This window comes from Sphingobacterium sp. UBA1897 (genome assembly GCF_002337775.1).
Taxonomy (GTDB): Bacteria; Bacteroidota; Bacteroidia; order Sphingobacteriales; family Sphingobacteriaceae; genus Sphingobacterium; species Sphingobacterium siyangense.
Genome location: NZ_DDGR01000034.1, coordinates 20,587 through 46,456, shown reverse-complemented (window position 1 = coordinate 46,456; position 25,870 = coordinate 20,587). Strand labels below are relative to the sequence as shown.

The following is a 25,870-nucleotide window of genomic DNA, read 5'->3' as shown; positions in this document are numbered from 1 at the left end:
CCTAATTATAGCCCGGATTCTGATCCAATGATGGTAATCTGCGCATTTCGGCACGAGGTATAGGCACCCAAATCAACTTTTTATCGACCTGCCTTGTCAGGAATGACGATGTACCTGGTGAAACTCGCTTGTAGAAAGATTCCCGGTCCGCACCATCGGGGTTCATACCACGAATTGGTTCGCGTTCAGTCTCTTCGTATTTACCCCAGCGGCGTACGTCGTAAAAGCGTCTGTTTTCCCATAGAAACTCCACCATACGCTCACGTTCTATTTGCTTCTGTACCTCTGCCTTGTTGGCAAGCTGCGCAGCGGACAATCCTGGTAAACCCGCACGGTATCGAACAGCATTAAAAGAACCTTTTATTTCACTTTCATCTCGGCTCACGGTATAGGTTTTATCACCAAGCTGTACTGTATGGCTGCCAGTAAGGTTATTTAGTGCTTCAGCGTAGGATAACAATATTTCTGCATAACGGATAATAGGATATGCTTTGGGCATCATTCTGGCTCCGGTACCACTGATAGCATCAAATGGGTTTACCCATTTCTTAATAACATAACCAGTTAATGGATAGTTAGGTGAAGATGCCGAGACACCACCTCGACCATCAGGTTCCTGGTAAAAATATTTAGCCGTATGTGTATTCAACGTTGTACTCGACAAAGCCTGCCACACAGCACCGTTGAAACCTATCGAAGCATAAAAACGCATTTCCCGGTTTGCATACATCTTAAATATCCCTGCATTCAGTGGGTAACCCGAAAAATTACGCGGTTGAGCCGTAAATAAATCGTCAAAAGTACTACCCGCAGGAAGATCAGCCACCGCCTCAAAATACGTATCGCCACGTGCTTCTTCTTTGGTACGTCCGTCATCCATCAGATAGGCATCTACAACTTTTTGTGTCACCGAGAAACGTCCCCATCCTCCTAAAGTTGGCGGGAATGCCCCCTGATTCAAATCCGTTCTAAAATATTCTGTATTACGCCCCCAAATGTATTCGGGATTGATTGAAGCGACAGCCTCACCGGTAAAGACATCAGAATATGATCTAAATGCATCAATATCAGCCGCCCCATTCGGAAAGCTTCCATAAAAGTTTGGATCGGACGTTACCCCAGCTGGAAGCGTAGGCGTTCTTTCGTCCGCAGGCACTGTATGTAATTTGTACCGGCCCATATCCATGACACGCTTAGCAGCGGCAGCGGCTACTGCCCAACGTTTTTCATCGTATTGTTGTGACACATAATGTGTACCATCGGTCTTGCGAATCCAGCTACCAAAATAGGATGCGGCAACCGGTCCGCCATTAAACAATGGACTGGCATGGATCAAGCGCAAACGGGCGATCAATGCAAATGCTGCTCCTTTTGTCGGTTTGCCGAAATCCAATAGACTAACATCAGTGGGAAGTTGTACTGCAGCCTTTTCAAATTCACCACAGATGTATTCCATAGCCTCATCATACGTTGCCCGAGGCCGGTCATAATACGCAATATCCTCATTAGTATTCACAACTTCATCTCCCAGCAAGATCGGTGGGCCAAAATCTATAATGAGGTTATAGTATGCGTAAGCTCTAATAAAACGTGTATATCCTTCGATACGGTTACGGTCTGCGTAGCTCATATCCCTTGGCACATCGAGGTTCTTTAAAACATTATTAGCTTTACGAATGATTTTGTAGTATTTTCCCCATTGATTAAGAGTACCACCACCGCCTCCATAAAAATCAGGCGTAATATTTCCGGTGACAAAATCCATCCCATAGTAAATATTGGTCGTTCCAGTACCTGTAAGACCATTTATAGCTTCATCCGTCGCCATTGGTCCGGGTGTATAATTGGATCTGATCGTATTGGATTCGTCAGGAAACATTGCTGCGGCTCCCCACATATACGCTTCGATATAACGTGTATTGGTATACGCCGAATCAATATTGAACTCATCATCAAAGTACTGATCAATATTTAGATAATCTTTACAAGATGTCACCATAAACAACAGCTGTATGGCTAAGACGGATTTGGTTATTCTATTTATAATTACTGACGTTTTCATGTCTTTCAATTATTTCTATGGTATTAAAAATTAATATAAGCCTGTAACGAGTAAGTCGTCGGAATAGGATATTTGCGTCCACCCCAAGCGGCCTGTTCCGGGTCAAAAATCTTAACATTATCCCAGATATATAGGTTGTTTCCAACAAACTGAAGGTCCATGGATTTGACACCTAATCGCTTTAAAAATTTTGGGCTTACGTTATAATTCACGCTTAGTTCCTGTAAGCGTATATAACGAGCATCATCCATCCAAAATGAAGACAACTGTGTATTGTTACTATTGTTGCCATACTGCAAACGTGGATATTTGGCATTTGGATTTTCAGCTAGTGAAAGATCAATACCATGTTCGAGAGCGTATTCCCTTGGTATCCAACGATTGGCAGGATCATTTGCCAGGGTAATGACGTTACCATCTGTACCGCCGAAAAATGGCATATAGCCCATCCCAGTATTTTCAGTAGCATCTTTATAAGTCATTGGCTGACCAACATAGAAAAAGGATGTCTTACCTGTTCCTTTGAAAAGGACACCCAATGATAGATTTTTGTAACGGAATTCTCCACCAAAACCGTACATCAACAATGGATAGTTGCTATGGGTCAATGGCACTTTATCCAACGTATTGATAACACCATCACCGTTGACATCCTTATATTTGATATCACCAGGCAATACCGTTCCAAAACTCTGCGTTGGACTGTATTTGATATCGTCCTCGTCTTTGAATAGACCTAACGATTGATAACCACGAATAGAACCATAAGGATAACCATTATACTCTAGGTAAGAATACTCTAGGTAAGCCTGTTCCCAGTTTTGCACAATATTTTTGGAATAGGTAAAATTACCCCGCAAAGTCAGTGTCATATCGCTATTGAGCTTGGTGGTATAGCTAATATTACCATCAGCACCCGAACTCTTCATACGGCCCACATTGGCATACGGATTGGAAATTACCCCTACGTAATCCGGCACCTGCACTCGTGGCTGGAAGATTCCATTGCGCTGATCCTGGAAAAAATCAATCACAAAATCAATTTTATTATTAAAAAACTTTCCTTCTATCCCGAGATTGGACTTAATCGAGCGCTCCCATGCTAAGTTATCAGCTCCAATACGGGTTTCTGTAATTGTTTCAATACCGCCAACTCCCCAAACACCGCTATTGTAAATATCGGCCTTGGTCAAGTAAGGGAAACGGACGGCATTCAGAATCCGATCATTACCTACGGTACCGTAAGACGCCCTGATTTTAAAATAGTCTACCCAAGGAGCGGCATCTTTTATGAATTTGTAACTTGAAGGTACCCATCCTATCGCTACCGAAGGGAAAAAACCATATTGGCGACCAGGTTGAAAATTCTCAGAACCCGTATAACCGAAATTGGCATCCAATAAGTAAGTATCCTTATAGCCGTAGGTAAACCTACTGGACACCCCTTGATAACGAACAGGTATTGCGGTCATATTACTGGTTGCATCCTCGGTATCCTTGGCATCACTCAGGTAATAATAAACCAAAGCTGAAGTACGGTGATCTTCTCCAAATTTTTTATCATAATTAAGTGTGGATTCAAAATGATATTTTCGGTATTGGCTTACAGTCTTCGAATAGGAAGCCGGTTTCTCCTGTACCTTTTGAACCATGATCAATGATCCATCCAAATTACGGCCTGTTGCTTCATACAATGCTGGCTGCATCCACCTACGTTCGGAAAAATAGCTCTGGATATCATAAGCACCCTGACCACGGATTTTCAAGCCCTCAAGTAGGCTACCTAAGTCTTGCTCAAGCGCCAGGGTTACTTTACCTTTATAATTCTGATTATTATAGTTACCCGTACGGTTGATCATCACGTAAGGTGATGAACGTTGGCCCGATCCTACACCAGGCAATAAGCCATTAGAGTATTGAAGTGGAATAGAAATCGGTGTAAGCGTAGATTGTGTTTTCCAGATTGCATCTGTATTACCAAATCCAGGTTCCTTTTTAACCGATAAAAAACCATCAGATCCCAAAAATACCTTAGTCGTTTTCGTCAGGTTAATATCAAGATTTAGGCGATAATTGTATGTATTGTAACCGACATTAGAACTGTATATGCTATTCTTATCTACTTTGTAGGCTGCAGTTTCGCTATTTCCCCCCAAACTCAGGAAGTAGCGTGCTACCTCAGAACCACCACGTCCGGAGGCATAGTAGCTCTGACGCCAAAAACTTCGGTTTAGGATCTCATCCTGCCAACTGACATCCGGGTACATATCCGGATCCAGATGCTGCTGTATAATGCCCAATTCAGTATTATTAAATAGCGGTTCACTCCCGCGGACAATAGTCGCTTCATTGGCCAGCAAAGCATAATCGTATGCGCGTAGATATTTCGGTAAACGATTCAGTCTGGATAAGGTCGTATTTGCACGCCCAGTGATCTGTATACGGTCTACTGTACCGCGTTTAGTGGTCACCAATACCACTCCGTTTGCCCCCCGCACACCGTATACTGCAGTTGCTGAAGCATCTTTCAGAATGGAGAAGCTCTCCACGTCTGCAGGGTCTATGGTATTTAAATCACCTTCAAGCCCATCAATAAGCACTAAGGCTTTCGCGTTGGCACCAAATGTACCAATACCACGCACCCAAAAATCAGAGATATTTGATCCCGGTTCACCCGAAGTCTGCATGGATATAATACCTGCTGCACGACCGCCCAGCATATTCGCGATAGAAGGCGCGGGACTTTGTAACTGTTTTACATCTACTGTTGTAATGGCACCTACAGAACTAATTTTCCGTTGTTTTGCGCCCAAACCGACTACGACAACCTCATCAATATTCGTACTCTTATCGAGCATTTTTATTTCCAGGTTGTTGGTCGATTCTACCACCAAATGCTCGGCAACATCATAGCCCACACTGGTAAATACCAACCAGTCTCCATACACAGCTTTAATAGTAAACTTTCCCTTTTCATCTGTAGAAGTTGCTCCTGTCGGTTTATCCTTGACGTAGATTGATACTTTAGATATAGGTTGCCCCTTGCTATCAACGACAGTTCCGGCAATGGTTAACTGTTCTTCTGTTTGTTGTGCAAGTGCAGGTGATAGCCAGAGGCACAGCGGCAGGATGCACAAAAAATAAAAAATCTTCATAATATAATAAGTAGGTTAATTATTCGATAACTAATTTACGGATGCGCGCATTGCTCCAATCGGCGATATAGATATCGCCCTGATCATTCACCGCAACTCCCCAAGGTTGGTTGAACTGCGACTCTACAGGCCCACCGTCTTTATAACCAGCTTTAGTCGGTTGTCCGGCAACAGTAGAAACAATTCCATCAGCCGATAACATGCGGATACAGTGATTACCATAATCGGCAATAAACATATTTCCGTTCTTGTCAAATTTGATATCCTTTGGATAATTGAAAATTGCATCTTTAACGGGGCCGTCACGAAATCCTGCCCCACCCGGTGCATTGATACGTTTGAAGCCTTCGTTGATATGTTCAGGACGTAGGTCTAATACAGAAATTCCTTGTGCAAACGTGTTCGGGCTAGCGTTTGAGTGTAACGTAATATACAACTCCCAGGGTTTTGCCGGATTAATAGCTTGTCCATATTGTGAACCATAAGGCCCTTTGTGCACGATCGTCGCAGCATATGTCACCGGATCTATTTTAGCGATATGACCATCACGGAAGCGTGTGTATAAATGGCCATCGTAGGGGCAAAAAGTCACAAAGTTGGCATATCTATCCGCCTGAACAATTTTGCCATAATCAGCTGCTGAGAACTGTGCATTCCGCTGGCGAAGTGTCCAAGCCTCTCTTGGATCAAAGGAAAAAAACACTTCTGCAACCGACTCATGTGAAACCGTCATAATACCAGTCACCCGATCTACCGTCACTCCATTAGCATAGGGATTAGCATCCTTTGCAACGGAATATAATGGTGTTACAATGTTTTCCTTTTCGTTGATACGCGCAATACCAAATGATCCACCGTCACGCCAGGTCATAAATAGGTTGCCTTGCGCGTCCATATCTAGGTATTTACCATAGACATGTGCCTGATCGAGTGTACCTGCTAAAAAGTCCTTATCACCTGTACCGGTAACAGTACTGACCTGCGCCTGGATATGATAAGTAAATGATTTATCATAAATCAATGAATCTTTACCGATGACAACCGAAATTTTGGGATCATCACCAGGAAGACGTGGCACAATAGCATAAATACGTTCTCCACTTGAGGAGACTACTGCAGCCCGTGCATTATTAAAATACACTTTGATCTTATTTGGATCGGATCCAAAGTTTTGACCATCTAATAAGATTTTATCCTTAGCTCCGCCTTCTGCAGGATAGAAAGAAGAGAGCACGACCGGTTTATTGGGATCATGCTCACCTTGCCTTGTTGCAACATCTTCTTTACAATAAGAAAAAAACAGCAACGATAACAAAGAGAATGTTAATTGATTATATTTTTTCATAATAATTTTGGTTAAACAAATCTATAACTGGTTCTGACTTGAGATCGAATACAATTCAGAAAAACAAACAAAACAAATATTTCAAAACAAACAAAACAAATGTATTTTTTAAAAATTGAAAGAATAAGAAATAAACAACACAAATTAAAACAGGTATAAGATTTAGATTAAAACGCTGCAAAACTAACAAACAAGACCACAAAAACTACCATAACAATGATTATCATATTGTTAACATTGTTTTAATTTAAAAATAAGTAGTTAGTTTCATATTTAAGAAAAAAAACAAAAAGAAACATCACCAAAACAAAACGAAACAACATTATTGTAACATCTCAATTCACAGTTTACGCATATACTAAGACAAACCGTGGTGTTTTCTTTCACTTCCCATATTTTGCGGATTTTTGCGGGACATTAAAAAAAACAAAAAAATTGGCAGTTAAATGATGATATCGCAACTAGTTCATCCTTTCTTCATAAATCCTTCGTACCTGCCTCGCCCCTTATTCGGAGGCCGCCCGCTTCTTCTCCACTGTTTCCCTACTCCTTCCCTACTGATTATGTAGGCAATATGTAGAGAATCTGTAGGAAATATGTAGGCGCATTCCGAAGATGGCACGAACCAGACACGAAAAAATGGTGAATAAAGGGGAGAGAAAAAGAGCATAATGATTAGCCAATTTTCGGCCACCATATGGCCGCTTTTCGGCCAAAAAACCTTCCATATCCTTGAACTGGTAACAGTTAAAAATTCAGGAAAATGAAAAAAAATCTAGCGCCATACAGCCATTGTTCAGTGCGAGCATGTCCTAGTCTTGTCCTAATTTCTCCAAAAGTGTCCTTATTTCGCAAGAGGTGCGAGCATTCCCACTAAAATCCAGTATTATGTATTTTGAAAACTAGTGGGCTAGTACGGAAAATGTACAACTCTTTCTCCAGATTTGGACAACTTTTAACCTTATATACTCGATATATTTGGGATCAATTCAGCAGTGACAGGAAGTAGTGTCGATCAATTGAGAAGTAATGCAGTTGATTTAGGAATTAATTCTACAATATAAAACAATCACAAATTCTATGTTTGAATTCACTCATCCATTAGCTGGGATTTAGGCGTAGTCAATAAATAACAGTCAAACCGAGCTATAAAATAGCAAAAATATATTAAATAAACATGTGCTGGACGGTAGTATTTAGTAAATAAATTATAAATACTTTTCCATACCGTAAAAGTTGGAAAATAAACCACGATCAATTATGAAGAAGACCTTCAAATTTATATTACCAAAAGTAGCTTATTTCGAGGACGAAAAACACCCATTTCTCACCCAATTACCTGGTGCCAAGCGTAATCTATATGAGGATCCTTCTATCCAGCTTGTAGAGGAATACATAGATTACCGGCAGACCATATTATATCGGCTACAGGCCCATGTGCCCACTGATTGTATCGTGCAACTTAAAACAAACAGGCCAGACTTTCACCTGATTTATACCAAGAACGCGACGGACGATATTATCGTTCAAAAACATGGTACCAAAAACGAAATAGTACTTCCCCATAGACATAGTACTTTTACCTACATTCCGCGCAGTAAATTCGATATACTGCTAAAGCCCGGGAATTACCTGGTCTACGGGCTATTGATTGATATCGGCCTGGTGCGGGACATCATCTACCATCACGGCCACTTTCTATCCGAATTAAAAAATGCCAGAAAAAGGGATAAATCCAGTCTTTACCAGACCGCCTTATGGCCGATCAAAGAGCTGACTGATTACCAGCTCAACCGCATTGAAACAATCTTTTTCAACTATAGCAAACAAAACGAAGCAAAGGTTGTCGAGCAGATTTACCAGTTATTTGATATCGCCGAATCAAAACAATTTGCATTCTATGAGAAACTGAGCGAAAGTGAAATACTGGCCAGAAAAGCTAGAACAATGATCCATGATATCGTCAACCAAGGTTTTCAGGAAGTGAATATAAGCCTGATTGCCACTATCCTAAGCGTTTCTGATGCCCACCTGACGCGCTGCCATAAACGCCATTACAGACAGACTCTTTTACAGTATAGGGACGAAATACTCCTTCCGCTGGCAAAAGAAAGATTGCTTTCGACTTATAGTATTGGCGAAGTAGCCAATTTTTGCGGATTTAAATACCCAAGTGGTTTCTCCAAATATTTTGAAAAACGGGTAGGCCTGTATCCCTCCGATTATATTGAACTCCATCGTAATCCCGACAATGACAAAAATGAATACATCATATGATCAAAAATGGATAAATGAATTCACCGAGGCTGCCTTACCTTTGAAATACGCTTAAAGAACGAAAAGCAAAAGAGATGGCAGGCGTACAAGTGCCATGCGATCCCCGTCTTTCCCGACTGGGAGTCCAGCTATCTTCGGTACGTCTGCGAAAGGTTGGGAGGAGATAGCTGGAGCAAAATAAAATAGGGACGCGGGTACAGCGATAAAGCGCAAAACAACACAGAGGGCAGGCCGCACCCAGGATGTGCCGCTGCGCTACAGGTTATGGATAGGTAAAATGAACGAAGATGAAAAGTCTACAAACAGTAAAAACGAAAATCAGCCAGCTAGGCCTGCAGATCAGGTCGGGGCTCCAGTCCTTAGGGATCCTACTGTTTGGGCAGTTTGTCCTTCGATTCAGGTATAGAGCCATTCTTTGGTTCAGCACACTGCGCTATGCTCCTATCTGTCTATCCTTGGCCCTAAAGAGAGTCGCAAGCAAGATGTTGTATCCGCGTAAGTTTGCACTGTTCCCGAGTTAGCTGGCTTCTCGGCTTCCAGGAAGCTGGCCGACCATACAATAGGAACCCTCGATTGCATAACTGTGAGGCAAAACCGATGTGCAAAATGATTACCAACAGAATTTCAAATTAAAACATTACACCATGATAACGTTAAAATCAAAAATCATAGCTGGATTTACAGCATTAATACTATTATTCGGAGCTTTCTATATTGTGAGAGCGAACCAGAACAAAACGGAGCCTACTGTAGCACCAAAGATGCTTGCAACGCAATGGTTTGAATTTATCGGGTCTTCATCGGATTCCCCGACCGATCCAACTAAGTATCGGCTCATAGAAGAAGATGAACCGATGCCGACCTGTAACCCAGGGGATCAGGTATGTGCACTACGGGCAACTGTAGATTTAAACGGGCAGCCCGATATAGACAGCACATTGCAGAATGAAATACAGACTGCGACTTCAAACGAGCAACATTCGGCAAACGTACGGGTGAGGGAATAATCTGTGACTACTGACTACTCCTGAAAAAGAGAGGAAAGACTGATTGTTTTTCCTCTCTTTTTACTGTCAATTCTGAGTGAGCGACCCATTATCAATCACTTCATCAGGTAGTTTATACAGATACCTGACCACATCGGACGGCTTCATTGTATATGTTTTCCCTTCGGCGGTCCTGGTCATTGTTTCCACCTGTTCACCGAGTAGGATATACCTTCTGATATCTGACCACCGCTGTCCCCTAAATATCAGTTCCCTTTGACGTTCCTTTTTTATGTATTCCAGTGCCCTCCTTTGGTCTGTAAACACTACGGGTTTAAAGTCATCTGTGGAAAAACGCCCTGCCCGAACCAAATCGATGTCTTTTGCCGCATCGTTCAGCCTCTTTTGGCGGATATTCGCCTCCGCACGGATAAGGTACATTTCGGCCGTCGTTGTCCCGCAAAATAACTGGGAGGAATTTAAACCATTATAATTCCCCTTAAAGAGGATTTCCCCGAGGTTGTTCAGGGAGAAAAATGCCACTTTCCTCAGATCCCCCTTTTCATAATTGTCATATTCATGCATGTTTACCCGTCTCCTTGAAGGCGCAAGGGCTACGCCGCCGTTCATGGCTACGTCGAAAATCACTTCCTTATTCCATTTGGAAAAAGGAAGACTCGCGGTAGCGGTTATTTCCGTTCCATAGTCCATAACTTCTGACCGGATCATCAGGGCGGAATCCGCGTACCGTCCGGCAGTTTCAAATTCGGACATGACCAGGTATATTCTGGCCAGTTCTGCATAGGATGCCGCTTTTGAAGGTCTTGTCGGGATATCGGTTCTGTCCGGCAATAACCCAATGGATGTTTTCAGGTCAGTGATGATAAAATCATAGCATTGACGAACAGTACTTCTTGAGATCTGTTCATCCAGGGATGGCTCAGTCCGTAAGACCACTCCAAGCTGGGCATTGCTCCCCGAAGGATCATAAGGAAGGGAAAATACCTGCAGCAGGTTGAAGAGCTGGTGCGCCCTATAAAAAAGGGCTGCCCCCCGAAGCGTATTCACCTCCGCTTCATCACTGGTGGCCATTTTTATAGAAGGCAGGTATTTTAGTACCGTATTGGCATACAGGATCGCCTGATAGGGGCCGGTCCATTGGCTGGCCACGGGACTATACGGTTGCCAGAGATAAAGCAGCCTATCTCTTTCGTTGGTCATTCCTGCCCACGAAGTTTCATTTAGGTAGTAACTGTCACAGGCTGTTTCCCCAAGGCCTGTTGTGGCAAAGTTCATTACCACCTCGCTGTTGTCAAGCATGCCCCGCAGGTCCTGCAGGCTGCTGGGAATGGAGAAACTGTCATCAGGTTTTAAGTCAAGATATCGGGAGCAGCCTGAGAGGACGCATGCCACCAGGCTAATGATTGCGCCACTTTTTAAAAATTTTCGTTTTTTCATCGTTGTCTACGTGTTTTAAAATCCAATCTTAAACCCTCCCGTTAGTGTCAGCGGAGGTGCTATCGCACCGTTGGATACGGGGTCTATCCCTTCTTTGTTCGCTGTCCAGATCAGCCCCATATTTGTACCCATGAGAAATAGTTCCAATGACCTTATCCGCTGTCTTGCGATGTTTGAGAAACGGTAGGAAAGCCTGATATCCTGTAGCCGGATATGGTCTCCCCGCCTGACAAGAACTTCGCTGAGGCTATAGAAAGTTTCCCGGTCTGTATTCAGGGGATAGTACATTGCTGGTACATCGGTGTGCAGTTCATCACCTGTCTTTTTCCATCGTATGGAAATATCTGAATGCCCTGACCAGTTGCTGAAAAAGGAAGAATAGTTGATGCTGTTCTTTCTGAAAAAGTAAACAAATTGCCCTGAGACGGTGAATGCAAACTCCAGGTTCCTGTAGCCTATCCTGTTCCGGTAGGATGCCGTTAGCCGGGGTACACTTGAGCCATGATATACCAGATCATCCAGATCCGTGTTTCTGATTATATTTTGATAATTGATCGAAGGTTCTCCATTTTCGAATCCCCTTGGAGCTCCCTGATCAGCTGTTAATCCGTCCCAGCGGAAGCTGGTCAGCATATTTCGGTCCTTTCCCACAAAATACCCGGCATACATCGCCTGATTGGTCACAGCCAATATCCTACCATGATATTTTTCCAGGGTGGTCCTGTTGTACCCGGTCCGTAATACCCCGTTCCATGACCAGTTGCGGCTGCTTATAGCCGTCGAGACGGTGAGGTCTAATCCCTGGCCTTTGAGTTCCGCGGAATTCATTGTCACGGAGGAGGTACCCAGTGTTGGATCGACAAGAGCGAAACCGATCAGGTCGAGCGATTTCTTTCTGTAATAATCAAAAGTAAAATCCAGTCTTTTATTCCACATTTTCCATTCTATGCCCGCATTGAAAGTTTGAACTTTCTCCCAGCGCAGCCCCGTATTCTGCAAGGACAGGATATTGGTAAACGGCTGGTTCGAATAAAAATCCAGATAATTGGCCTGTTGGAGTACAAGTTCAGCAGGGATACTTGCATCCACATTTCCGCTATAGCCGAAGGAAGAACGTATTTTAAGATAATTCACCGCATCGGAATGATAGAATGGTTCCCCCGATATTTCCCATCCACCGCCCATGGACCAGAGCGGGGACCATTTATTTCTTGTGTCCACGCCGAATATATTGGAGGCATCGCTTCTAGCACTGGCAGACAGAAAATACCGGTCGGCAAAGCTGTAATTTATAGTTGAGTAGATGGATACATATCTATTTGCCGTTCTTCCTGTCCCCAGCCCATTTGGTATATAACCTTTACCGCCGATGGCGGGGAACAGGAGATATGTGTTGGCAAAATCGACTGGCGAAAAAGTATTCCTGTCTGCCTGGACCCCATAAGTTCGGTAGGATGAATTGCTGTTATTGATTTCCCTTACCTCGGCCCCGGCTATCCCCTGAAGGCGGTGCCCCCTGCCCAGCTGCCTGTCGATGTCCAGCTGGGTCCGGAGGGAATAGCCCCATAGTTTGGCATTGCTTCTGTCCTGTATGCCACCATCAGGTATCCCATAGGTCGTCTTGCCTCCGTTTATGGCTGTAAAGCGGTTGTACAGGTTCCGGGTATAATAACTGTTTTCTTCCAGTAATGACGAGGATTCTGTTAGGGCGCGGTTCAGCTGCGACTGAAGGGTGAACCGTAGGCCTTTAACTAAGTCGTAACCCAGATCAAGCCCCCCGACAATCTGCTGATTTTCTGACCTGCTACCGGTTCTTTCGAGCTCATCCAGGGGGACAAAATTCCAATTCCTGGATACCAGCCCCTGATTTTGGTCGATAAACGTTCTGTCATAGTCCGTGTAGAGGATGTCATTAACCCCGTCGCTGTTTTTCAATTGTGCATATGGATAGAGTTCTTTGTTGTTGACCTTGATGTGGCCGTAGCCTACCATATTGGAAGTGTTATACATGGTGCCCGTGATCCTGCTAAAAGAAAGGTCTGTCGAAAGGGTCAGTTTTGATACCGGCCTGTAGGTCTGGCTAAATCTGGCCGTGATCCTGTCCTGGCCGTTTGTTGGCATACTATAGGTATTTTTATTGTAACCGAGCGAAAAAGAATAGCTTACCTTATCCCCGCCTCCACGCAGGCCTATGGAAGAGCTGCTTTCAATAGCATTTCTGTAAACAAAGTTCAGAAAATCATTTCTTACGTCAATTCCCCGCAGTACAGCTAATCGTTCCTCGAGCTCCTTTTCGCTGATTTCCTGTTTCTGTTGCTGAATGAGAAGCTTTACGACTGGCGTGATCACCGGCTTTTTGCTGTCATTGATCTGTGTACCATAAAAACCTTTTTCAAAAAGAAACCTCTCCATGTCAATAAAATCACTGGACGAGGCGGTCTGGCGCGAGAACAGGTCCGGTTTTCTCGAAACCATCAAGCTGGAGGAAACATCTACGGAAAGAGGCTGGTTCAGTTTGCCTTTTTTTGTTGTGATGACCAGTACACCATTTCCAGCCCGTACACCCCAGATTGAGGCGGCGGCAGCGTCCTTTAGCACGGTAACTGTTTCTATATCCTGGGGATTGATATTTTCAAGCGTGCCCTCAAAAGGGAAGTTATCCACAACGATCAGGGGAAAGGTCTGGCCTATAAGGCTGGACTGTCCCCTAATGGTGAGGTTGGGCTGTTGCGCTGCTCCATTAAAATTATAGCCGGTCCTATCTGTATAGGCACCTGAAATAAGACCATCTATCCTGTCAAGTAGGTTTCCCGATGTATTATACTGTATTTCTCGCTCGCTGATCGTTGCTACGGAGCCGGTAGAAGCCCTTCTGTCAATACGCTGATATCCGGTGTTGATCTTCACTTCCTCCAGCGTGTTTGACCTTGGGAGCAATTCAACAGAAATATATTGCGCGTTTCCCAATAAAATCGGTCGGGATACCGGTACATATTGCACATCCCTGATCAGGATCGTGTCTTGGCCACGGGCAGTCGGCACAAGGGTAAAATTACCTGTAAGGTCTGATGATGTCGACACATTGTTCCCTTTAAGCATAATGGTTGCGCCCCGGATAGGTCTTCCGTTGGATTTATCCACTATCTTTCCTGAAATTGTGATATTGGTCTGCGCAGATAATGAGCTCCACAATATCAGCAGCAAGAGTGTTGTCCATATTTTCAAAGCAGCCCCCCTTTCTTTTGAGTATTGACCTGTTTTCGGCTTTGGATATTTCCGGCCGCTTTGGAGCTTATTGTTGACCAGTCATCGGCTTGTGCCTTTATTATGTTTTCAACGTCAAGATATTTGGCAGATGTGATTGCCCTGATCTTATTGCCCTTGATCCATACAATATGCGGTACGGACTGTACTCCGAAATAATAGGTCAGAACGAAATCTTCGGCTACAGAGAAGGGCTTGTAGTCCTTGAACCAATATAAAATGGTCTTTGAATGTTCGATTTCGTCGGTAGTTTGCGCAGTAACAGGTATCACGGAAACGGATGCTGGCAGTTCTATTTCTTTTAGCTTTCGCAGTGAATTCAGGCAGCTTCCGCACCAGGTTGCCCAAAAGTCCAGTACAATGAGTTCCTGCTTTCCAAAATCATTCAATGTAATCCTTTGTTTTCCGTCTGGGTGGTTTACAGTCAGTAGGTGGAGCCCCCACAATGCGTCTGGAATGGTATCTCCGATCTGTAATGGCTTGATGCTATTTAGCCTATCCGCCCCGCTGTCTTGGCGGAGCGTCTGAGCAGATAAACCAAACATATAAAACATAAGAGCTAATAAGATAAACGCTCTTATGTTCTTCAATGCCTTAAAAGAAAAATATAAATATTGAAAAACTATAGCTGTAAGCAGAAGCAATCCCCTACCAACTCCTGACCAACTTCGCCCTTTCCGCGGGTTTTCATCGAGTCGGCTGCGGAATTTCAGTGGGTCACACCGATGAAAACCCGATGCCAATTCGAAGCGAATAGCATAAAAGGCAGAAGAAAGGCCGGTATTAACTGGGAAAAAGTCCAAAGCCAGTAGGCGTACTTTTTTCAGCACTCGCCCAGTACCCTTACAATAGGATCTGCTCGAGTATCTGGCCAGTGCTTGGCAGATGTAGGTATTTATAATTATCTTGACTAGCGTCAATAATTTTAACGTATTCATAATTTGTTTGTTATTGGTTATTTCGATAATCGACTGAAAAAATCAGCGATTTTTTTGCTCAATTCCAGTTCTTTTTCTATAAGCTCGTCTGCTTCCGATTACAGCTCAGCTTTAGTAATATCTAGTTTACGATGATTGACGATACAGTATACGATCAACAGACGATACACTGCAATTGCAAACTCCTGCATTTCTTCATCTTTCAAAAGCTGACGCCTTTCTACTCCATCACCAACATAAGCACTCAACAGCACTAGGATATTAGCAGATATCGCATTTAAGGCATACCGATCTCAGAATGGTTCGATCTCCTTTATAGAGCCATAATCGACCTTGTGGACATCGTAAATCATCCAATCAAAAGCAAATTGTAGCACCAAAATCCTTTTCATTTTTCAGTTTGTAAATCCGTAACCCAAAGTACATAAGATCCCCTTTCCGATCGAAATCAGCTTTTTTTAAGGCCTGATCATACTCAGGTCAGTTTGACAATAATTTAATTAATTCGGGGAGCCAGATCGCGATTGAATGAGGAGTCACACAGGTAAATATATTGGCGTTACGCGATCCATGACTAAAAGAGACCAAATAGTATTTGGCAGAGCCAGCCGAGCTATTCGGGAGCTGTGATGATGTTTTTTTGTAATTGCTTCCGAAAAACAAAAGCACCGATAAAATCACATTTTTGTAATGTTAATTGGTGCTTTATTTTTTTGATTTTATTTCTCATAATTCGTCAAATTAAAACGAACTCAAAGAAATAGTCAAAAATGGATGACTACTTGCTTGTCGTAGCAGCAGAGGCTCTGGCGGAACCTTTACTCATTACCCTAGGAAATAACTTTCAGTACCATTATTAAAAAATAATGGGTGATGCCAAAGATCAAGCAAGCGCCATCCTACCCTAGGAATATTTTCCAAAGATAGGATAAATTGACGCATTACTCACCCTCCATATCACAATAATCGCCAGATCCTGCTACGAGAGTTCGCTATTAAGTTTAGTTTAATTCCTACTTTTTATTTTTTACCATTAAATTCAGATAATTATATTTAACCACCACAAATATATAAAATCATTTAAATAACTCCAAATAAAACGTATCGTTTTATGGAGTGGTGTTTTACCTACAGCTTCCGTTCTTTTATAGAATGGAACATAAAAACAATAATAATATACTGGTTCTTGATGTTGAACAAAAACTAATTGGCCTGCGTTTCAAGCAAATAAGAAAAACCATGGGCTATTCTAGTCATGAGAACTTTGCTTATGATTACAATCTTGACAGAGCTCAATACGGAAAAATCGAAGCGGGATCGTCCAACATGACACTAAAGGTTTTCATTAAACATCTAAATGCCATTGGTTATTCCTTTCCAGAGTTTTTTAATGAAGATTATGACTCAATAAAATTAGATTCTTAAAAGCAAGGTGAAAATTTATAAAATCATGAATCTTCAATCGTAGTAAGTGTCGCTGGATTCTTATCCGGCACACGGCGTTGATCTGCAAGACATTGATCTTGATAAAGTCCAGAAATTTACGAATAAAGTAAATGCGGCAGTTGGAAAATTTAAAGACGCTCAAGCTGATCGATTAGGAAAATCATGTTACCACCGCGGCCCTTTTTTTATTCGGGAAAGCTATATTGGCTATAATGTCCACGTAGGCCGGCTGAAAACACCATCTTTTATCATCGATGACCGAAATGTTTAATATGCTCTTTTTAATGTTATTGAAGATGCAATGCGTTTTTGAAAAACTAAATGAAATCAACATGTTACAATCCAAGATTATTCAGACCATCTGTATCAAACGAAAAGCCATCCTCTAAAGAATGGCTCTATAATATTTTATAAGCAAAAAATCCTATTTCAGCTCCTCCACCTGTTCGACAGTCAGTCCTAAAGCTTTAGCAATATCTTCTACAGCTACAACAATTTTCTTAAATTCTAACGCTGATTTAAGCTTTTCAGCTAATTTCTCAGCTTCGGCTTTGGCACGCTCTTCCAATCGGCCTTTCTCCATACCCTCCTTTTCAGCATACGCAATTGTAGCATTATAGACACGTTTTTGTTCTAAGCTTGATATGTATGACATCTTCTCTTCCAGCGTTAAATTTGCCAGTTCTCCTATAGCAAAACTAAGCTAAATTTCAATACGAAAGAAATTTAGCGATCTCTCATCCGCTTTATACATATTATTAAGTCGGATGAAAATACGCGATAACATTCTTTTATCCAAATACTTAGGTGATCCATCCAGCTCATCCAGATGCTTCATCAGGTACATCCATTGATCTATGATTGTATCCAACCTGGACAGTGGCTTAATGAAATTGGGCAAGACAAACATCTTATAGCTCAGCTTGGGATAAAGAACTTCTTGGTCAAGTTCATCAAAGATATTGGCACTGTAATAATATTTCGCCCTGTTCAATGGATCAAGCCGAAACCCCAGTACGGCAATAAAATATACCGGTGGCAGCTCATAATTATTTCCCGCAGTTGCTTTCTTGGTCAAGCGACTAATCGTTCGGGAGGTATAGCTTACCCCACGGTCAAAAATCACTTTCCGATCATACGGCAAACCGCCGTCTTCTTCAACATTGCTGTAACTGAGATCCTCGACCACATGCTCTCCCTCAAGCAGACTATTTAACAAATTGATTAAATTCTCTTTATTTTCCTCCCGTCCAAAATATAGCTTCCAGCCAAAATCAGAAAGCATACTAATGTATTTTGATGTTTTAGTAAAAAACACTCACAAATGAATCATATCCACAATATTTAGTAGAAATAACAGACTTATTGCAATCCCAAAAACATTTTTCAATAATCGGTATAAAAAGCAACTACAATTTGCTAAATTTACATTACATTAATGTTATCAATTTGTTAATAATTGAATATCAAAGGATACTATATTGCGTTTTTAACCATTTTATTTTGGTTAACCTACAGTCCAAAACTCGTTAGGGCGCAGCATCATGATTTCGATTTTTATGATGGCAAAGTATCTATTGATATTCCATCGTCCTTTAATATTCCATTCAATGACAGCCTAACAATAGCTCACATACAAAAATTCTATCAAATAGCTGATCAAACTAATTACATACAGCTTATAAATAGCCTTCTCGAATACAAAGATGAACATCATCTAAATGATTGGGTATATTATCAGCTGATTCGCCGCACCGCACAGCAGATTGCCCCGAAAGCTGAAAATTATACACGCTATACTTTATATAAATGGTTTTTAATGTGTAAATCTGGTTATGATGCCCGCTTGGCTGTGGGTAATAATCAGATCATATTTTTCATTCAGAACAAAGAAGATATCTCTGATATTCCTTTTTTTGAAATTGATGGCAAGAAATACACCTGTTTAAACTTCCATGACTATGGAAAGCTCTTTCAACGCGCAGACACCTATATTCCTGTTAAAATTAAAGTACCAGAAGCTATCAAAGATTTCAGTTACAAAATCACAAAATTACCTGATTTTGTACCCGCAAATTATAAGGAGAAGCAAATTGAGTTCAATTATGGACATAAAGCCTACCATTTTAATGTCAAGTTGAATGAAGATATCAGTGATCTTTTTAAAAACTATCCTGGCGTAGATTTTGAAACTTATTTCAATATTCCACTTAGCAAAGAGACTTATCAATCACTGATTCCTGCGCTCAAGGAAAATTTAAAAGGAAAAAATCAGCAGGAAGGTGTCGATTATTTAATGCGGTTTACGCGATATGCATTCTTATACGAAAATGACGAAGAGAATTTCGGATCCGAAAAGCGCCTTTCTGCAGAACAAACGCTATTGAATAAATACAGTGACTGTGATGACCGTGTTGCCCTGTTTTTTTATCTGGTAAAGGAAATCTACAATCTTCCTATGATCACCCTGCTCTATCCCACTCATGTAACGATGGCCGTCCAATTTGAACATCCTATCGGTGATGCTATTTTGTACAATGGAAAATATTATTCTGTCTGTGAACCTACACCACAAGCGCAAACGCTAGATATAGGTCAATTGTCTGAGGAGCTTAAAAATCAGTCTTATCAAATTGTTTATCACTACGAGCCGAGATAAGCGCGGATTTTTTTTCGGATTAGTGTAAGTCATTTAAAATTCCTTTTCGATATTATCCTAAGAAAAGGAATCGAGTTCTTCAATAATTGCAGAACTCGATTCCTTTAATATTGGTCAGAAATAGCTTCTATATAAAATCAGTTTTAATCAACCATTACAGAAAAGAAAGAGGTCATATCGCTTAAATTTTGATTGCTTACACTTTCAATTTTGATCTGTAAATTATAAAAATTATGTCCTCCTGCAGTATAAAGGTTATTGGGTAAATCAAAACTATATGTTCCCAAATTTGGAATATTATTACCAACCATCTTGACCATTTTTTTATTTTGATACAGATAGACATTTATTGCTTCCGTATTTACGAGATTAAGGTTCCAATTTACACCAACCTTATCATCATTATATAGAGCTATATGTGTATATCTTACAGTATTCGAGGAAATATCATAATAAAGCTTTTGTTCAGGATAGGTAATCCACTTATCCAGTAAAGAATATGGATAAATTGTTTGGGTAGCCAAAATATCATATTGGGAGAAACCGTTCCACAAATTTAAGGCTGTACCGCCCGTTCATCACGGACGAACCATCTTGTTGTGGCGTCCCTGTAATTAAGGATGCACCGTCCTGATTTTCATTCATTTGCTACCAATTTGTATGTCTAAATCCCAAACAATGCCCAATTTCGTGGACCATATTATAAATTTTTCCAGATTCGCTCACTTGCTGATTATTATTAAAATCTAAATTTATTCGTACTCTAAAACCTACTTCATCATTTGACGGAAACTCTGCAGCAGCAATAACATTATTTGGAAGAATACCGCCGTCATTCATAAAAATTATCCAATTGTCAGTTGGAGTTCCATCCATTACAGGAAAGAAATTCACAGTAGTACTTGATATTTGGCTCCAATTCGTTACAGCTTTTTGAATTGCTGAGTTCCAAGTATAATCGGCATCAACTTTATACAGTATTACTCCTGAATTATAAGAGAAAATCAAATTTGGAGTTCTAGCTTGAGCTTTCTTAGGATTAGACGCTTTTGTTTTCGAACTAACAGCTTCACTACTATTGTCTGCGGGGTCTAAAAAGGATTTCAACGCAATCAAATCTGTTCCTTGCTTTTTAACCAACAGATCATTTTCAACTAAATAATATCCCCCCAAATCTTGAATCATAGTAGGTGATATTCCCTTTTTCAATAAAGTACTATATACTTCATCATTTTTTGAGTGAGATGCATCGTCTGCAATAGGGCTTTACTCCTTCTTACAAGATGTCAATAAGATTGGGATCAGGAATGAAATCGTCAGCATCCTTCTAAAGGCTACTGTTAATTGGTTTAATTTTTTTATAATTTATCTTTTCCATTAAATTATAAAAGATAAATAAATTTAGTATTAACACATTAATAAATAGAAATAAACAAATAAAAAAATTAAACAACAAACCTAAAATAAATTAGCAAAAGCAACTTTATAAGTAATGATTCAAACAACAAAAATAGACACGACTATCTAATTTTAAAGAAATTGAGTTCTTTCAACCGATTAGTCCCTTATCCCCAAAAATAAAAAATCCCGCCAAGGCAGGATTTTCCATCTATTTTACTAAACTATAATTATCTATTTCTTAGAAAGAAGCACCAGTAGCAGCTACTGATCCTGATTTCAAGATGAAGTTTGGTGCTGTTAAGCTATATGGGTTAACCAAAAGATTTTTAGCAGCGTCATCATCCAAAAATGTATTATTATTTGTTGTCAAATACGTTTTCAATAAATCAACAGTAGCAAAAGAAGGTACTGTACCATCGGCTATAACGGCTCTATCTGCCGTAAATGATTGGTAAATATTGTTTTTGATCAAAGATGTTTTATCTGTCAAAGCATCACCAGTTTCTTTATCACGTATATCGATACCATAACGCATGTTGATAAAGATAGAATTAGCAAGGATCATCTTGCTTCCTCTTCTCCACAAATTTGCATACTCATGTTTTGGATCCACATCTGTATTACCAGGACCAACTAAAGTCATATTTGATATAACAGGACGTGTTCTTGGAGAAGAATCAAATACTTTTTCCGAATTATCAGATTCAATACCATTTGATTGACCAGCTTGATCCGCTAGTTTCGGATCTCTAAGACCTACTAAGAATTGAAGTTTTCCTGAGTAACCGTTATCGAAATCGAAAATATCATCGATGTTTGCTGTAGAGACAAGGTGCTTAGCATTTACTGTACCACCAAACCACTCAAAAGAATCATCACCAGAATAAGCAACTTGAACGTATTCAACAGTTGTTTTAGAACCAACTGATCCAAATGTAACACCGTTAATCTCGTTGTTTGTTGTATAAGCAATACCCGGGAACTCAACACGTACATATTTAAGAACTCCTGAGTTATCATCAGCGATAGTTCCACCATGATTTCCATATGGAGCTGTTAAACCACCTTCAATAAGCCCCGTTCCACCAGGGATATTATTAGGTGCTTTACCTAAGATAATAATTCCACCCCAATCACCTGGAGCTCTTGTACCAGCAGGTTGGTTTGAAGTAAATACAATAGGTTTAGCAGCAGTTCCTTCTGCATTGATTTTACCGCCCATTGTAACAACCAATGTTGCTTTTGTATTTTTATCTCCTCTAATTACTGTTCCAGCTGGAATCGTTAATGTAACACCACTTTTAATGTAAACAAAACCTTTTAACAAGTATGTTTTTGAAGCATCTAAAGTTTTATCTGCAGTTATTTCACCGGAAAGTTCCTCTGTAGCAGCAGAATATGCAGTTTTATTTGGTTCGTAATTAACCCATCCTGATGTCCAGTCAGTAGAACCAAATGCACCTTTGTAAGCTACTTTCTCAAAGAAAGAATCAGCAAGCGATTCATTTGAATCACCCGGGGTAACAGGAGGTTCAATTACCGAAGGATCACTCTTACTACAGCTTGCAAATGCAGTTAAACCTGCCGCTAAAACAGCTAAAAGATTTAAGTTTAAATTCGTTTTCATTTTCATGTTTTATTTATACAAAAAGAATAATTTAATTTAACGATACAATTAACTCTATGTTAAGTATTTGTGAATTAACAACAGACTACCAAAATTTATAAGAGAGTGTAAGAGACACAGTAGATCCATATTTCTCAGCTCTATTGATATTATCTGTGTTTTTATTGAATGCTGCGTTTGGATCAGAACCTTTTGGTTTTTGATAGAAATAAGCTTTATTATTTAAAATATCACTATAATTCAATTTCACTTCGGCTCTGGAGTTCGCAAATTTTTGCGCCAACTGTAAATCAAGAATATTTCTAGAATATTCGTAAATATCTGGATCTTCAGCATTACCAATTGCCCATATTCTTGGTCCAACTCTATTATACAAGAGTGTAATCGCTGTCGTATTTGGATTTTTGGTCGTATACGATAATCCCGCATTGATTAGATAAGGTGATTGTCCTTGTAGTTTTCTTTTACCTGTTGAGTTCACAGTAGTTGGAACAATAACTTTCGAATAAATGTATGATCCATTCGCGTTGATGACAAAATTGTCCAATCGCTCATCAATGAATTTCAGGTTCTTTCTTACTTCTGCTTCCAGTCCAAACACATCCGCAGACTTTGAATTGGTATAATTAAATGAACGGCCTGAGTTTCCTAATTGTAAAGCTTGTTCGATCGGATTTTCAAAATATTTATAAAAAGCTCCCACCGATAAAACTTCACCAGCTGTTGGATAATACGCATATCCCAGATCAAAATTTGACGTTTTTGATTGTTTCAAATTGGGATTTCCACGAACGTTCATGTTTTTATTGAAGTCATAAAATGGGAAAGGTGCCATTTCTCTAAACTCCTGTCTTCCCACCGTTTGTGAAGCTGCAAAGCGAAAACTTTGCTTACTATCTAAATTATAGATTAAATTCAACGATGGTAGTAATGAAATTGTCGTTGTGTCGACACCTACTGGATTGCCATTGTCTTCACTATTTAATTTCAAATTATATGACTCAAGACGTGCTCCAGCAATAACCCTCAATTTCTCCATCACAAATCCATCATACATCAAATAGCCTGCGTTCAAAAATGCTTTCGCATCATAATGATCTCCACCGTTGGTTATTTCATTTAGTATAAAGCCGTTTGGACGAATATTGGCTTGATCAAAAATTTTGTCTTGCGGTAATTTCAACAAACTCGCATCAAAGTTTCCATTTCGAATAAATCCAATCACCCTTGCATTAAAATTTCTGTCACGCAATTGATTGAAATAACCTGCTTTTAATTTATCATTTTCTGAGAATAAACGGATCGGTAATGTCAAATTTAAAGCCCCACCATACGAATTCTCAGTCATTGTCGAATTGAAATTACCTGCTCTGTCGGCTGTAGATGAACTGGTCGCAGAAATCGATGCAATACCATCTTTTGAATATTCCATCCGCTTATAACCGGGCTCATCTCTATCCGTACGACCATAATTCAAGGACCAATCCAATTTTAATTTACTGTTATCTGAAAGGATATGTTCACCAGATAATTGATTTGTTAAAATAGATCGTTGTAATAGATAATCTCCCGTGCGATAAAATTCACTCCCCGAATCATCTTTTCCTTCACGGAACGTAAATTGATTCTCTAAAATTCGATTATATAAGTTTTTGAAAGAGATTTTGTTTGACTTCCAAGAATACGCGAAGTTTGCAAGGGCTCCTAAATTTGTATTGTAACTATATTGATCGTCATGGAATACTTCTGGCAACGACTGGCCAACATACGCTTTTTGGTCTGCTTCGCGTTTCCTTTGGTCGTAACGATAAGTCAATGAAAAAATAGCTCCAAATTTAGAATCATCTTTAAAATTCTTAGTGGAACCGTAATTCAGTTGAAAGTTAGGCGTTAATGTTGACTTCTTCGTATCATAGCCCCAATTGTTTTTAAACAATTTAGAATACTCAAAAATTTCATTTGAATTATTTTGTAAAGATTGAAAATCCTTTGTGGAAGGAAAATCTTTAGGAATTTCACGGTCACTTCCTGCAAAACCAAACACTTCACCACCAGCTCTTTTTGCTGAGGTAAAATCTTTAAATGTGGATTGTGTATTATAAGATGTACCTATGGATGCATCAAAGAAATTTTTCTCTGGAAAATCTTTAGTATTCACTTGAACTACACCTCCGGAAAAATCAGCAGGGATATCTGGGGTTGCAGTTTTATTAATTATGATTGATTCAATTAAATTTGAAGGAATGATATCAAAAGAAAAAGCACGTTTATCTACTTCTGTATTGGGTAAAATCGCATTATTCAACATAGCTGAATTGTAACGATCACTCAGCCCCCTTACAATAACATATTTATTATCTTGGATACTAGCACCACTTACACGCTTAATTGCCTCTGACGTATTTCTATCTGGACTTCTCTTAATTTGTTCGGTCGAAATCCCACTGGAAATTCTAGCACTATTTTTTTGCTGCGAGTACAAAGCACTTATCGACTCTTTTTTGAAAGTTCCCGTAACAACAACCTGATCCAATACAGTTCCCCCAGTATTATCGAGTACTACATCTAGCGTCGTAACATCCTTATCCTTTATCTCTACATCAGTAATTTGCTTAGTAGCAAAGCCTACATAACTAAATTCTAATGTATACTTCCCTGCAGGTACTGCAGGAATATTATAATTACCAGTCACATCTGAACTTCCCACTCTCGCCGTACCGAGTACCTTAACAGTCACCCCTGTGATTGTTTCACCTGTTTTGACATTTGTTACTTTACCCGCCACCTTTCCACTGCCCTGTGCATAAACTGTTGTTGACGCAGCTACTGCTAGCGTTACGACTGCAGCGATTCTTTTAAGTTGTAATTGTGGTTCCAATTTATTTGTTTTTTGTTTCTGCAAAGCTATTAGCAGAATATTAGATTAACATTAACAACAAATTACCATTGCGTAAACCAGTTGTTAAATTAATGTTACTTACCTCCTGTTTTTTTTGATTTTCAGCAAAAAAGGCCTTTTAATGCTATTTATACGAATATTTACCCCCCTTAAGCGGTCAGCATATTAATGAAGTGTAAGAAAATTATTAAGCACTTAATTTATTAACACAATAAGGTTATTTTTCTAAATTACACTTTAATGAATGCCATTTACGGCCTTATATAGATAAGTGGTACTGCTAGTTGAGAGAGACCGATCATCTTCCATTGCCAACTGTTAACTCACTGCAGTAAATTGCTTTTTATATGCAA

At 40.1% G+C, this 25,870-nt stretch carries 18 protein-coding genes; 6 read left to right on the top strand and 12 right to left on the bottom strand.

All coding sequences use genetic code 11. The features are described from left to right. Position 1: 1 nt before the first annotated feature. Genes B4N43_RS22855 through B4N43_RS22845 form a run of 3 tightly spaced genes read right to left on the bottom strand, consistent with a single transcriptional unit; the run spans position 2 to position 6,562 of the window. Positions 2-2,062, bottom strand: a complete 2,061-nt coding sequence (locus tag B4N43_RS22855; RefSeq protein WP_286736411.1) for a RagB/SusD family nutrient uptake outer membrane protein — start codon at positions 2,060-2,062, stop codon at positions 2-4. Between the two features lie 23 nt (positions 2,063-2,085). Next, entirely contained in the window at positions 2,086-5,217 is a 3,132-nt protein-coding gene (locus B4N43_RS22850; protein WP_286736410.1) for a SusC/RagA family TonB-linked outer membrane protein, read from the bottom strand. A gap of 19 nt (positions 5,218-5,236) precedes the next feature. After that, complete coding sequence (locus B4N43_RS22845; RefSeq protein WP_286736408.1) at positions 5,237-6,562, bottom strand: IPT/TIG domain-containing protein; 1,326 nt, start codon at positions 6,560-6,562, stop codon at positions 5,237-5,239. 1,260 nt (positions 6,563-7,822) lie between these two features. Here B4N43_RS22845 and B4N43_RS22840 point away from each other — a divergent pair. The 3 genes from B4N43_RS22840 to B4N43_RS22830 all read left to right on the top strand — a co-directional run bounded on the left by B4N43_RS22840 (position 7,823) and on the right by B4N43_RS22830 (position 9,846). Beyond that, the gene (locus B4N43_RS22840; protein ID WP_070567275.1) at positions 7,823-8,839 is read left to right on the top strand and encodes a helix-turn-helix domain-containing protein; all 1,017 of its coding nucleotides are present in this window, start codon (positions 7,823-7,825) and stop codon (positions 8,837-8,839) included. A gap of 287 nt (positions 8,840-9,126) precedes the next feature. Further along, the gene (locus B4N43_RS22835) at positions 9,127-9,360 is read left to right on the top strand and encodes a hypothetical protein (protein WP_139145028.1); all 234 of its coding nucleotides are present in this window, start codon (positions 9,127-9,129) and stop codon (positions 9,358-9,360) included. A gap of 123 nt (positions 9,361-9,483) precedes the next feature. Further along, positions 9,484-9,846 carry a hypothetical protein gene (locus B4N43_RS22830; RefSeq protein ID WP_286736406.1) on the top strand — a complete coding sequence of 121 codons (363 nt, stop codon included), beginning with the start codon at positions 9,484-9,486 and terminating at the stop codon, positions 9,844-9,846. Positions 9,847-9,912: 66 nt separating this feature from the next. Here B4N43_RS22830 and B4N43_RS22825 read toward each other — a convergent pair whose 3' ends face one another. Genes B4N43_RS22825 through B4N43_RS22815 form a run of 3 tightly spaced genes read right to left on the bottom strand, consistent with a single transcriptional unit; the run spans position 9,913 to position 15,485 of the window. Further along, positions 9,913-11,283, bottom strand: a complete 1,371-nt coding sequence (locus tag B4N43_RS22825) for a RagB/SusD family nutrient uptake outer membrane protein (RefSeq protein ID WP_286736404.1) — start codon at positions 11,281-11,283, stop codon at positions 9,913-9,915. Between the two features lie 15 nt (positions 11,284-11,298). Beyond that, positions 11,299-14,508, bottom strand: a complete 3,210-nt coding sequence (locus tag B4N43_RS22820; protein ID WP_286736402.1) for a SusC/RagA family TonB-linked outer membrane protein — start codon at positions 14,506-14,508, stop codon at positions 11,299-11,301. Further along, entirely contained in the window at positions 14,505-15,485 is a 981-nt protein-coding gene (locus B4N43_RS22815; RefSeq protein ID WP_286736401.1) for a TlpA family protein disulfide reductase, read from the bottom strand. The genes B4N43_RS22820 and B4N43_RS22815 overlap by 4 nt, the downstream gene beginning before the upstream one ends. 1,152 nt (positions 15,486-16,637) lie before the next feature. Between B4N43_RS22815 and B4N43_RS22810 the strand changes: the two genes are divergently transcribed. Both B4N43_RS22810 and B4N43_RS22805 read left to right on the top strand, forming a co-directional pair. Continuing rightward, on the top strand, positions 16,638-16,910 hold the full coding sequence (locus B4N43_RS22810) for a helix-turn-helix transcriptional regulator (protein ID WP_070567287.1): 273 nt from the start codon (positions 16,638-16,640) through the stop codon (positions 16,908-16,910). A gap of 46 nt (positions 16,911-16,956) precedes the next feature. Then, positions 16,957-17,202 (top strand): hypothetical protein, encoded by a 246-nt coding sequence (locus B4N43_RS22805; RefSeq protein WP_286736400.1) that lies wholly within the window; start codon positions 16,957-16,959, stop codon positions 17,200-17,202. Between the two features lie 153 nt (positions 17,203-17,355). On the opposite strand, the gene B4N43_RS22800 is transcribed toward B4N43_RS22805, so the two are convergent. Continuing rightward, positions 17,356-17,586, bottom strand: coding sequence for a hypothetical protein (locus B4N43_RS22800; protein WP_286736398.1), 231 nt, complete (start codon positions 17,584-17,586; stop codon positions 17,356-17,358). 48 nt (positions 17,587-17,634) lie between these two features. Continuing rightward, entirely contained in the window at positions 17,635-18,216 is a 582-nt protein-coding gene (locus tag B4N43_RS22795; protein WP_286736396.1) for a PD-(D/E)XK nuclease family transposase, read from the bottom strand. A 174-nt stretch (positions 18,217-18,390) separates the two neighbouring features. Here B4N43_RS22795 and B4N43_RS22790 point away from each other — a divergent pair, with 174 nt between their 5' ends. Then, positions 18,391-19,590: a hypothetical protein gene (locus B4N43_RS22790; RefSeq protein ID WP_286736395.1), complete on the top strand. Its 1,200-nt coding sequence runs from the start codon at positions 18,391-18,393 to the stop codon at positions 19,588-19,590. A gap of 143 nt (positions 19,591-19,733) precedes the next feature. Here the strand turns inward: B4N43_RS22790 and B4N43_RS22785 are convergent, their stop codons facing one another. The 4 genes from B4N43_RS22785 to B4N43_RS22770 form a co-directional block, all read right to left on the bottom strand. Next, positions 19,734-20,114 (bottom strand): hypothetical protein, encoded by a 381-nt coding sequence (locus tag B4N43_RS22785; RefSeq protein ID WP_286736393.1) that lies wholly within the window; start codon positions 20,112-20,114, stop codon positions 19,734-19,736. 124 nt (positions 20,115-20,238) lie between these two features. Continuing rightward, on the bottom strand, positions 20,239-20,799 hold the full coding sequence (locus tag B4N43_RS22780) for a M57 family metalloprotease (protein WP_286736390.1): 561 nt from the start codon (positions 20,797-20,799) through the stop codon (positions 20,239-20,241). Positions 20,800-21,229: 430 nt separating this feature from the next. Then, positions 21,230-22,624, bottom strand: coding sequence for a hypothetical protein (locus B4N43_RS22775; protein WP_286736388.1), 1,395 nt, complete (start codon positions 22,622-22,624; stop codon positions 21,230-21,232). A 79-nt stretch (positions 22,625-22,703) separates the two neighbouring features. Beyond that, positions 22,704-25,496, bottom strand: a complete 2,793-nt coding sequence (locus B4N43_RS22770) for a TonB-dependent receptor (protein WP_286736386.1) — start codon at positions 25,494-25,496, stop codon at positions 22,704-22,706. Positions 25,497-25,870 lie beyond the last annotated feature (374 nt).